14 protein-coding genes and 1 pseudogene are annotated in these 9409 nt (G+C 67.4%); 10 read left to right on the top strand and 5 right to left on the bottom strand.

The features are described from left to right. The first annotated feature begins 396 nt into the window (after positions 1-396). The 5 genes and pseudogenes from ACFWZ5_RS14345 to ACFWZ5_RS14325 all read left to right on the top strand — a co-directional run bounded on the left by ACFWZ5_RS14345 (position 397) and on the right by ACFWZ5_RS14325 (position 2859). Entirely contained in the window at positions 397-582 is a 186-nt protein-coding gene (locus tag ACFWZ5_RS14345; protein WP_384789087.1) for an HD domain-containing protein, read from the top strand. Positions 583-723: 141 nt separating this feature from the next. Next, positions 724-975, top strand: a pseudogene (locus tag ACFWZ5_RS14340) (type I-E CRISPR-associated protein Cas6/Cse3/CasE); the annotation flags it as partial. A 398-nt stretch (positions 976-1373) separates the two neighbouring features. Next, positions 1374-1841 (top strand): hypothetical protein, encoded by a 468-nt coding sequence (locus ACFWZ5_RS14335; RefSeq protein ID WP_384789090.1) that lies wholly within the window; start codon positions 1374-1376, stop codon positions 1839-1841. Positions 1842-1853: 12 nt separating this feature from the next. Beyond that, on the top strand, positions 1854-2183 hold the full coding sequence (locus ACFWZ5_RS14330; protein ID WP_384789093.1) for a hypothetical protein: 330 nt from the start codon (positions 1854-1856) through the stop codon (positions 2181-2183). Between the two features lie 433 nt (positions 2184-2616). Next, a complete protein-coding gene (locus ACFWZ5_RS14325) occupies positions 2617-2859 on the top strand; it encodes a hypothetical protein (RefSeq protein ID WP_384789096.1) in 243 nt (80 codons plus the stop codon). An 8-nt stretch (positions 2860-2867) separates the two neighbouring features. Here ACFWZ5_RS14325 and ACFWZ5_RS14320 read toward each other — a convergent pair whose 3' ends face one another. Beyond that, positions 2868-3143, bottom strand: coding sequence for a hypothetical protein (locus tag ACFWZ5_RS14320; protein ID WP_384789099.1), 276 nt, complete (start codon positions 3141-3143; stop codon positions 2868-2870). A 241-nt stretch (positions 3144-3384) separates the two neighbouring features. On the opposite strand from ACFWZ5_RS14320, the gene ACFWZ5_RS14315 reads away from it, so the two are divergent. Continuing rightward, positions 3385-3507, top strand: a complete 123-nt coding sequence (locus tag ACFWZ5_RS14315; protein ID WP_384789102.1) for a hypothetical protein — start codon at positions 3385-3387, stop codon at positions 3505-3507. Positions 3508-3548: 41 nt separating this feature from the next. On the opposite strand, the gene ACFWZ5_RS14310 is transcribed toward ACFWZ5_RS14315, so the two are convergent. Continuing rightward, on the bottom strand, positions 3549-4082 hold the full coding sequence (locus ACFWZ5_RS14310) for a CbrC family protein (RefSeq protein WP_384789105.1): 534 nt from the start codon (positions 4080-4082) through the stop codon (positions 3549-3551). Between the two features lie 404 nt (positions 4083-4486). On the opposite strand from ACFWZ5_RS14310, the gene ACFWZ5_RS14305 reads away from it, so the two are divergent. Beyond that, entirely contained in the window at positions 4487-4723 is a 237-nt protein-coding gene (locus ACFWZ5_RS14305) for a hypothetical protein (RefSeq protein ID WP_384789108.1), read from the top strand. A 265-nt stretch (positions 4724-4988) separates the two neighbouring features. Here the strand turns inward: ACFWZ5_RS14305 and ACFWZ5_RS14300 are convergent, their stop codons facing one another. The 3 genes from ACFWZ5_RS14300 to ACFWZ5_RS14290 all read right to left on the bottom strand — a co-directional run bounded on the left by ACFWZ5_RS14300 (position 4989) and on the right by ACFWZ5_RS14290 (position 6508). Next, positions 4989-5330 carry a hypothetical protein gene (locus tag ACFWZ5_RS14300; protein WP_384789111.1) on the bottom strand — a complete coding sequence of 114 codons (342 nt, stop codon included), beginning with the start codon at positions 5328-5330 and terminating at the stop codon, positions 4989-4991. A gap of 291 nt (positions 5331-5621) precedes the next feature. Next, a complete protein-coding gene (locus tag ACFWZ5_RS14295) occupies positions 5622-5840 on the bottom strand; it encodes a hypothetical protein (RefSeq protein WP_384789114.1) in 219 nt (72 codons plus the stop codon). A gap of 98 nt (positions 5841-5938) precedes the next feature. Next, complete coding sequence (locus ACFWZ5_RS14290; RefSeq protein WP_384789245.1) at positions 5939-6508, bottom strand: RNA polymerase sigma factor; 570 nt, start codon at positions 6506-6508, stop codon at positions 5939-5941. A 618-nt stretch (positions 6509-7126) separates the two neighbouring features. On the opposite strand from ACFWZ5_RS14290, the gene ACFWZ5_RS14285 reads away from it, so the two are divergent. The 3 genes from ACFWZ5_RS14285 (at position 7127) to ACFWZ5_RS14275 (ending at position 9333) form a co-directional block, all read left to right on the top strand. Beyond that, positions 7127-7972: a glycoside hydrolase domain-containing protein gene (locus ACFWZ5_RS14285; RefSeq protein WP_384789117.1), complete on the top strand. Its 846-nt coding sequence runs from the start codon at positions 7127-7129 to the stop codon at positions 7970-7972. Between the two features lie 262 nt (positions 7973-8234). Next, positions 8235-8633 carry a hypothetical protein gene (locus tag ACFWZ5_RS14280; protein WP_384789120.1) on the top strand — a complete coding sequence of 133 codons (399 nt, stop codon included), beginning with the start codon at positions 8235-8237 and terminating at the stop codon, positions 8631-8633. Positions 8634-9048: 415 nt separating this feature from the next. Beyond that, positions 9049-9333, top strand: coding sequence for a hypothetical protein (locus tag ACFWZ5_RS14275; protein ID WP_384789123.1), 285 nt, complete (start codon positions 9049-9051; stop codon positions 9331-9333). The last annotated feature ends 76 nt before the right edge of the window (positions 9334-9409 follow it).

Here is a 9409-nt window from a genome sequence, read left to right as displayed (position 1 = left end):
TGCGGATCACCTCCGCTCGCGCGGAGAACACGTATGTCTTCCACAAGTCCGCGATGCTGCTCGCGGATCACCTCCGCTCGCGCGGAGAACACACTTCCTGACCTGGCACGCTAGAGCGGCTTTGCCAGTTCTTTAACATGGCTACGTGGAGCATCCTGATCGCGTCGATGCGTCAGGCGTTGGTGAGGCATGACGGAAGTCTATGTTCCTGCGACAGGGCGTAGATCGCGCGCTTTGGCTGGCAGGCCCCCGTTGCCAGTGTTGGCTGCTATCACTGAGCCATGATGAGGCGAGACGCTTACTCATGCGGGCACGCTGCTCTTGACGTCCGGTTATGAGGCAAGGAGCGGGGGCTGCCCCGCCCCTATCCGTTGGTCTGCCATCGATACGGCTGCCGTGTTCGGAGCCCTCTGGGATGCACTGCTCAGCAGTTGCGTACGGGAGCGATTAGGCCGCGCGCTCGACCTGCCGGTCGAGGAGGCGCGCGTGGTGCTCTCATTCTGGGCGGGGTTGCACGATCCGGGAAAGATCACGCCGCCCCTTCCAGGCTCAGGTGCCGGGCTCCTTCGCGGCGGTGCGTGACGATCCTGGCTACGCATTCGCTCCCGGCGCGGCGGACGGGAGAGTGTTCCGCCACGAGATGGCGACGCACTGGTCGCTCACAACCCTGCTCGAGGAAGCCGGGTATCCGAAGGATCAACATCGCTTGCGGCACGGCGGCTCCGCCAGGCCGACGCCGCCGGACTCAAACCCCTCACCCACCTCTCCCACCCCCTCGACGCCGCCCGCGGCACACGCAGCCCCCGCAACTCTCCCCAGCCACAACGCATCCGCCACGCCCGCACACGCTTCGACGGCACCGCGGCCATCACCGATCCCGAACCCCTCCGCAAGAAGATCACCGAAGGCATCGGCCGCGGCAAGGCCTACGGCTGCGGCCTGCTCAGCATCGCCCCCGCCCGGGAAGCCGCATGACCAAACCAGCCCCACCACGCGCCACCCAGTGCTCTCCGCGCGAGCGGAGGTGGTCCGAACGTCGCTGTTGTCGAGTCGGTATCGGCGATGCGCTCTCCGCGCGAGCGGAGGCGATCCGCTGTACCGCGTCGCCGCGCATGTCCAGCTCAGGTGCCCTCCGCGCGCGGAGAGCACCGCTGCGTCAGCGCCCGCAGACGAACACGAGCCGCACCACCTCTGCTCGCACGGAGAGCATTTGCTGTGTGGCCCGTTTGCTTGAGTGCTTCACGCGTTCACATTACGATCACTTCCCGCCACCGGGAGTTCACATTCTCGCCATATATGCAGGTCAAACACCATCCGCCACTTGAGCGCGTGATAGCCATGTAGCTGCAACACGCAAACACATGGGGGTTTCGTTGAAGTTCGCAAAGACCTTGATGACAGCTGCCGTAGCGGCGGGCTTGTCCGCGCCGCTCATCGCCGTACCGGCTGTGGCCGATGAGGCACCGAAGTCCGTGCAGGCATCTGCCACCTGCACCGGGAAGCCGAAAAAGACCATCTTCCGGAAGTACTACCGGGGGCCGGTGATGGTACCGCTGCGCTGCGGCGACAAGAAGTGGGGCTACAAGCACCTGGTGGCGCGGGGACATTGGACCGGCGGCCTCGACAGCAAGATCAGCAGGACCGTCTGGAGCGGCACGATAACCACCGATCTGCCGGGCCAGCGCATCTATGAGCGCCTGCAGGTGCAGTGCCCGCCGAGGATCCTGTTCCGAGTGGTCACGAACCCGGGCCCCTACGGCCGCGACCCCCGGATCAATCCACAGGGCATCATTTCCGCGTACAAGCCGGGCTCGGCACGTTCGGCGGCTGCAGCCTGCTAGGAGGGCGAGTTCATGCCATCAGCACCAGAGGTCAGAGATCTCCTTGTTCCGCACTTGATGGGCAAGCTGTTCTGCGGGAGCTCCACGCTGACGGTTACCGGCTTGGACGTCGTGGAACATGAGCGCACGTTCACGCTGGTGGTGGAGCTGGAGAGCGCGAGCCAGCAGCGGTGGCGGGTCCGGCTCGAGAGCGACAGGTCACAGATGGCGATCTTCAACGGTACGCCTCCGCACGATCTGGTCCGCACGATCGCGAACGAGTTCCACGTAGAGCTTTTCGAGTGGTGGGACACGAAGGGCAGCGACCGGCGGGCTGCGAAGCTCGGCGAACGACTCGACTGAGGTGCTGCTCGCATCGGACAGCGCCCCGCATCCATCGGATGCGGGGCGCTGTCGTGCGCGGGGGCGGTGAAGGCTCATCCGAAAGTGGCCCACGGCCGCTTTCGAACCCGGTTTCAGCGCGAGGCATGCCTTCAAGCCCCATCTCGATCAACGCTGGCAGGACGGCTGCACCAACGCCTGGAAGTCATGGGAGGAGATCCGCGAACAGGGCTACCCGGACGGTTACAGCAGCGTCCGCGACTACGTCAGGAAGACACTGCGGGGCAAGCCCCAGCCCATCGGGCCCCGGCCGCCGTCGGCCTGCGCCGTCGCCCGCTGGATCCTCACGCACCCCGACGCGCCCGCCGAACGCAACCGGCTCCAGCTCAAGGCGGCCCTGTCCAACTGCCCTGAACTGACAGCACTCACCGAGCACGTCCGCTCCTTCGCCCACATGGTCACCAAGCTGGAGGGCGAGCGACTGCCGGAGTGGATCGCATCCGCCCGCGCCGCAACCGACCTGCCCAGCCCCAGCCGGTTCACTCAGCACCTCGAAGCGGTCATCGCCGGCCTCACACAGCCATGGAACTCGGGCGTCATCGAAGGCCACGTCAACCGGATCAAGATGCTCAAGCGTCAAATGTTCGGGCGCGCAGGCTTCGAGCTCCTCCGCAAGCGAGTCCTGCTCTACGAATAACGGGCAGGTCAGGAGTCCTCCTCAACGAGGCCGAACCCTTCAGCAAAGCCCTCCAAGAACTCGCGACGCGACGCATCGTTCTCCTCCGAGGCCATCGAACCAAGCAGGTCGATGAACTCGCTTCGCTGATCACCCGACAGGCGGGACACCAGAGCGGCGACACCGTCCAGGACCTTCACGGCGTCATCCGGATCCAACTGCTCGTCCTCGCACCCCTCAACGAACCAGAGGACGTCGACCAGCGCCTCCGCCAGAGCCCGTGTCAATGACGCATACGCAGACATAGAACGACATCCTCCATAGCGACTCATAGAACGCGGATATCTCACCACACGCCGCTGCCATCCCCCACAGTGAGCTCTCCACGCCAAGTGAGCCAGAGCCGAGAAGTGGACCCACTCGACACCTTGGGTTCGGCCCCACTTGCCGATCTCAGACGCCTCGATCGGCAGCGGAACCTGGCTCCACTGACGCGCAGACGACACAGGTCGTCGGGTGGGGCCAGCATCCACTGACGCGGCCCCGGTGGCGGAGGCAGCGGGGCCGGCTCTCAGCTGCCTGGACACCGCGACGACGGGCGACAGCGAACGGGGCAAGGAGTTCTGGATGGTCGCCCATCTGCACGACGCGGCACAACGGGAGACCTGACCCGCGCAGCCGATCCTCCGGCGGTGTCGTGCGAAGCAGGGTTATGAGGCGTCCGCGTAGGCGAGGTGGGTGGTGCAGACGGTGCAGCGGAAGAGCATGGCCGTGGCTCCCTCACCGAGACGGGTCAGGAACTGCTCGAGCCGGTCCGGGTCGTGCCAGCCGTCCCTGCGCAGGTCCTGCCTGAGCTGGTCGAGGGCCTCGGGGTGGGCTGCCAGCTCGCTGTATCCGACCTCGCTGATGAAGGCAGCCGCCTCGTTGCAGTGGACGAGCCAGTGCGGATCCTGCCAGGCATGAAAGCCAGGCGTGCGGCGGGTGACCTCATGCAGGATCTCCTCGCCGACGCCGTCGAGGCCGTAGGAGTCCACGAACTCACCGGCGAACCGTTCAGCCGCGCTGCCGTCCGCGATACACCAAGGGCAGAACCGCCCGCTGACCTCCTGGGCGGTGTAGAAGGTCGCGGTGTAGATCCACCCCGTGGCGCGGTTGCAGCACACACAGGTCTCAGCGCTGACGCGGATGGACCCGCTGGCGAGTGGATCGGGGTGGTAGCGGAAGACAGGCAAGTCGGAACTCACGGGCTGCAGTCTGATCACAGGGCAGCTCCGTGATCAAGCGGTGAGAGCGCATCCCCGCGGGCGGCCATCCCGTCGTCTCCGGGGTGCACGTGCCTGGCTGTCGCACCGAAGACGGCGGCGTGGCCCTCGCGGTAGCCGCTTCCCGGCCCAGAGCACCTGCACACGGCCTTCACCCACCGCGCCTCCTACCTCACCGCTGTCGAAGGCAACGCGTCGCCGTGGCTCTCCCACGCCACGATCGAGCTCACTCGCCCCGGCACCCGGGCCCTCGCCCTATGGGCCACCCTGGATCATCTGGGACGCGACGGCGTCACCGCCCTGATCGAGCACTACCTGGCCCTCGCCGACCGGCTGCGCGACCGGATCACCGCAGAACCCCGGCTAGAGCTTCTGACCGGTGGCCCGTGGCATGCTTCCGCATCACCAACCCAGACAACGCGGACCCAGACGAGTTCCACGCCCGGATCGCCCACTGTGTCCAGGCCCGTGGACGCGCCTACCTCGCCACCATCGCCGTGCGCGGCCGCACCGTCCTACGCGCCTGCCTGTGCAACTACCGCACCGCCACGGACGACCTCGACCTGCTGAGCCAGGAAGTCCTCCACGCCGCCGACGCCGACGAGCCGCCACGCCCTCGGTGACCACCAGCCACACCATCACCGACGGTGATGCCATGTCGAAGGCCGCCCGGCATGCCCTGACCGTCGAAGCGATGGGCGCCTCACAGGCTCACCGCGGCCCGGGGGCTGCTCCCCTCCGGCGCACTTCACCAGCCCGCAGCGGGCTTCACCGTGCGGCAGAGCCGCATACCGGACGCGCCGACCGGGATGGCAGGCTTCGACGCCCAGGGACCCCGGCCTTCGGTCCGGGCCCCTGGGCGTCAGCTGTCACGGTGCGGGACGGTCATCAAGGGGAGAGCCGCTCCGCGGTGAGTGCGGCAAACCAGGCGCTGACGGCGGCCATGAACAGGTTGAGGGCCAGGTCCCGCTGGTCCAGGGCGAGGAGGAGCGCCCCGGTCGTGGCGGCGGCCGTACCGGTCCAGAAGAGGATCGCTCCGCGGCGTCGGCGGGCCCAGCGGGCGGTGGCGCGGTGCCGCTCACGTCGGCGCAGTTGGCGCAGCGCGCGGACCTGGCGGCGCTGGAAGTCCAGCTTGGCTGTCGCCTGCCGGAACCGTTCATCGAGGGCTGCCCGGTCTTCCTCCTTGTGCGAGTGCTGTCCCTGTCCGTCGGGAAGGGGGTTGCTGGTCATGGGGCTGGCCTCCTGATCGGTGTCTCCGGCGCCCGTGGTGGAAAGCCGAGCCGAGCGCGCGGTGTGAAGGCGCCTCATGCGCCCCTGCACCAAACACCAGTAGGGCCGGGGCCCCTAGCGTTTGCCCCGCTAGGAGCCCCGGCCCCGCGAAGGGCGGCTCTGCCCAGCACTCAGAGCCATTCCAGCCGCTTCACGGTGGGCGGTCCCCCTGCGACCACCGCAGTCGCTGTTTTTGCTGCCCCAGCTACTTCGTTACAACGGTCCACCGCCGATCACCCACATGCAGATCCATCACTGAGACGCTTCTTTCCTAGTCAGCGGCAAGACCCCGCCGCCCCGGCGAGCCTCAGTGGATCGAGGCCCGCCGCCAGAAAGAAACGCCTCCTTGACCGGTTCCAGGATGATCAGGACGGCGCCCCACATGCGGGACAACCTGTAGGTGATCAGGGCGATGAACGAGTTCATCGCGAGCCCCATGTCTGGTTTACGCTTCCGGCTTTCTGTGCGCATGCTCCGTTTCCTCTCCAACTTTCTTGGCGGGCCTAGCAGCCCACCCTCGGCGTGCACGGGCCGGGACAGTGCCCCGGCCCGTGCACCCGGGGGAACAGCTACTTGGCCAGGCCGAGGCGCGCGCGCATCGGCCTGAGCTTCTTGCGCGCCCGGTAGATGGCGTTGCGCACAGTGCTGGGGGCGATCTTGAGGAGCTCGGCGGCCTGGGCGACGGTGAGTCCGTCGAACTCCACCAAGCAGAACGCGATCAGTTCACCGGGTGCCAGCTCCCGGTCGAGGACCTTGCCGAACTGCGCCATCTCCAGTTGGTCGATGACGATCGTGGCCACGGAGTCGGGACCGAACTCCACGGCGCAGTCGGTGTCCGGGACGGGGGACGTCTCCAGCAGCCAGGTGTCGTCGCCGACGAGGAGTTCGCGCGCACGCTGCCGGGCCAGCGCGCCGTGGAAGCTCCGCACCGCGTTGCGGAAAGACTTCCAGGCGTAGTCCTTGATCTTCTTCTCGACGGGCCCCTTCCGCAGCCTGGCGTGCAGGCTCTGGAAGGTCTTGTCGGAGACGTCGCCCTCGTGGATCTCTCCCACGCTGGACAGGACGTGCCGCCGGAAGGCACGTTCGTTCGTCTCGATGTACCCCCACTGCGGCAGCGAATCCGGCGGCAGCTGGCCCACTGGACACAAGACGGGCAGGATGCTCTCTCGCTGACCGGGGATCAGCGGACGTTTCTTCACTTCAGAAGTCCTTCGCTCATGACCATCAACAGCGCGGGATCCATCAGCCCTGAACACACCCCCTGCCGGGTCCCGTACTAATGCCAGTCACCCGGGCCCCTACAGCGTTTGCCACCCGGCGAGTGATGTGCGCCACACCTGCCCCGGGGCTCGGGGGCTTCGGTGCCGGAGGCAGCGGGCATCCGTGCGTTGCCCGTACGTGACGGCACGCCGCTCCCCGGCGTCCTACCGTCCGAGCTGACCAGGAATCCCGCCGCCGCACATGCCGCACCACCGAACCCCTGTGGGCTGGCTATGACGTTGTTAAGCGGGTCCTGGCGGAATTCCGTGAAGGCGATCACGCTTCCGTGCGCCGGTGACGCACGGTCACGCTGCCGGGATCCTGCCTGACGTGTTCCGAGAACAGCGGCTGATGCGACTCGTTCGGATCGGGAGGACAGAACGATCCTGGTGAGATCTGCACCACGACCACCGCAGCACCCACCGCACCGGACCTATCCTGCAGCGATCAGTAACAACAGAAGTGCGCACCAGTGCGTATCAAGGGGTGGGGACCGTATGTTCGGCAAGTCGCGTAAGCCTGCGCACCGGCTGTCCAGGAGAAGTCGTTACATCGCCTGGGGTGCCGCGGGGGCCACGATCGTCGCGGGTGGCGGTGTCCTTGTGCAGAGCGCGTCGGCGGGCACGGCCTGGCCCGGGAAGAAGACGTACACCGGTCGCGCCTTCGACACCTGCACCGCTCCCTCGGCCGCGGCGATGAAGGCGTGGCGCACCGGGTTCTACGGCGCGGCCGCCGTCTACATCGGCGGCAAGAACCGCGGCTGCACTCAGCCCAACCTCACCGCGCCCTGGGTGAAGACGGTCACCGCCCAGGGGTGGAAGCTCATCCCCATCTATGTGGGTGCTCAGCCGTTCTGCCAGAGGGGCTCCAGTCCGGAGAAGATCACGGTGGCCAACGCCTCCTCCCTCGGTGTCGCCAACGGCAAGGACGCTGTGGCCAAGGCCTCCAGGCTCGGCATGAAGGCAGGCAGCGCGATCTACCTGGACATGGAGCCGTATGACGTCGCGAACACCTCGTGTAACAACGCGGTGCTCACGTACGTGCGCGCCTTCACCAAGACCCTGCGCGCCAAGACGTACCGGGCCGGGTACTACGGGTTCAGCAGTTCCAGTGCGAAGGCCGTGGCCACCGCTGCCGACCGCACCGATCTGCCGGGCTATCTCTGGTATGCGAAGTGGGACAAAGTCAACACCACGACCAGTGACTGGCCGTGGTCGAAATCGCTGTACACGAACCACAGTCGTGGCCACCAGTACATGGTTAACAGCAAGGAGACCCGCGGCGGTTACACCATCACCGTCGACCGCGACGCCTGGGACGCACCCGTGGCCATCGTCGGCTGAGTGCGTGATGGCGCTCGTACACCTCCCCCAGCTCGGCGGTGGCGCCGCATCGGGGCGAAACGCGCTTTTCCGTTGAATAGTCCGAAAAGCGACCGCCAGAACCGGGCCGTGCGCGGCCGCGAGCCTCCCCCGCGCCCCCGCCGAGGCGCCGCGCACTCAGGTGAAGGGCGCCTTACCTCTCATTCTTCCTGGCAGAACACGAAGCAACCGCACGGCCGGTGAGTGGCCGTCAGGAATCCTAGCGTCAGCAAGGATTGAAACCTTGACTGTTAGCGACTCGAACGAAGGGGCGGGCGCCACCGCCCCCTCCCCCGCACCGGACGAAGCCCCCGCGGGCGCGCCGCGCGGCGTGGAGCCGGTCCACGTGGACTTCCCCCCGGTGGAGAACGGCGTCCACCTGCGCAGCGTGGTCGACCACCTCACCACCGCCGACCCGCCCACCCCCAGGGACCTGAAGTACGCGGTGCTGCACCTCCAAGCCGCCGCCGAGGTGCTTCTCAAGGCCCGCCTGGTCGAGGAGCACTGGAGCCTGGTCTTCAAGGAGCCCGGCACCGCCACGCGCAAGAAGTTCGAGGACGGCGACTTCATCAGCTGCACCACTCAGGCCGCCGTTGGCCGGCTGCGCAAAGTCGCCGTGGACGACAGGGTGCGGCCGCCCTGAAAGCCCTGGCCAAGCCCCGCAACGGCCTTCAGCACTACGGCCTGAAGAACACCCCGGCCTACGCCGTGGAGGCGCACGCCGCCGAAGTCCTCGCATTTCTGCTGGACTTCATCCACACCAAGCTGGCCCTCACGCAGCCCATCGATGTCTGCGGGGAGGGCATCACCGAAGTCGAGCAGGGACTGGCCTACGTCCGCGCGCGGCTCAGCGACATCCAGTCCTTCCTCAAGCGGCGCCTCAACCAGCTCCGTCCCGAGCTGGAGAAGGTACGCGGATCCGGGCCACGCCCTGCCGGACCTGCGCAAGCGCGCTCCGCGGCTGGGCCGTCGGCCTTGCGCACGCGAGCAGTGCCGACCAGGGACTGCAGCCGCAGGCCCACGGAGTCCAGCAGCACGCCGTGCGCGGGAACGTCCACGTGGCACCGGAGCATCCTCGCAACACGCCCTGCCTCGGCCAGAACACTGAGGAGCTCACACAGCAGGTCATTCTCAGCGCAGCACAACGGGACTGCCGGGGCACCGGAGGCCCGGGGCCAGCAGGCCGCAGCCGCGGCGTACCGGTCGGCCTTCGCGGTGTCGCCGCACAAAGCGCGGCGACCGGCGTCCAGGTCGAGAGCATCTACCACCACGGTGAGCACGGCATCGTCAGCCTGAGCGAGCAGCGCATCCAGGGCGGTGTCGCGGTCGCGGGTCATCACTGATCGCCTCCGTCGCACTCACTCATCACCTCGGCCCGGATCCGGGCCGGACCACCTCCGCTCGCGCGGAGAGCACTCT

The sequence above is a fragment of the Streptomyces sp. NPDC059003 genome (assembly GCF_042740445.1).
Lineage (GTDB): Bacteria > Actinomycetota > Actinomycetes > Streptomycetales > Streptomycetaceae > Streptomyces.
Note: the sequence above shows the minus strand (reverse complement) of the source record. Positions and strands in the feature narration are given on the sequence as shown.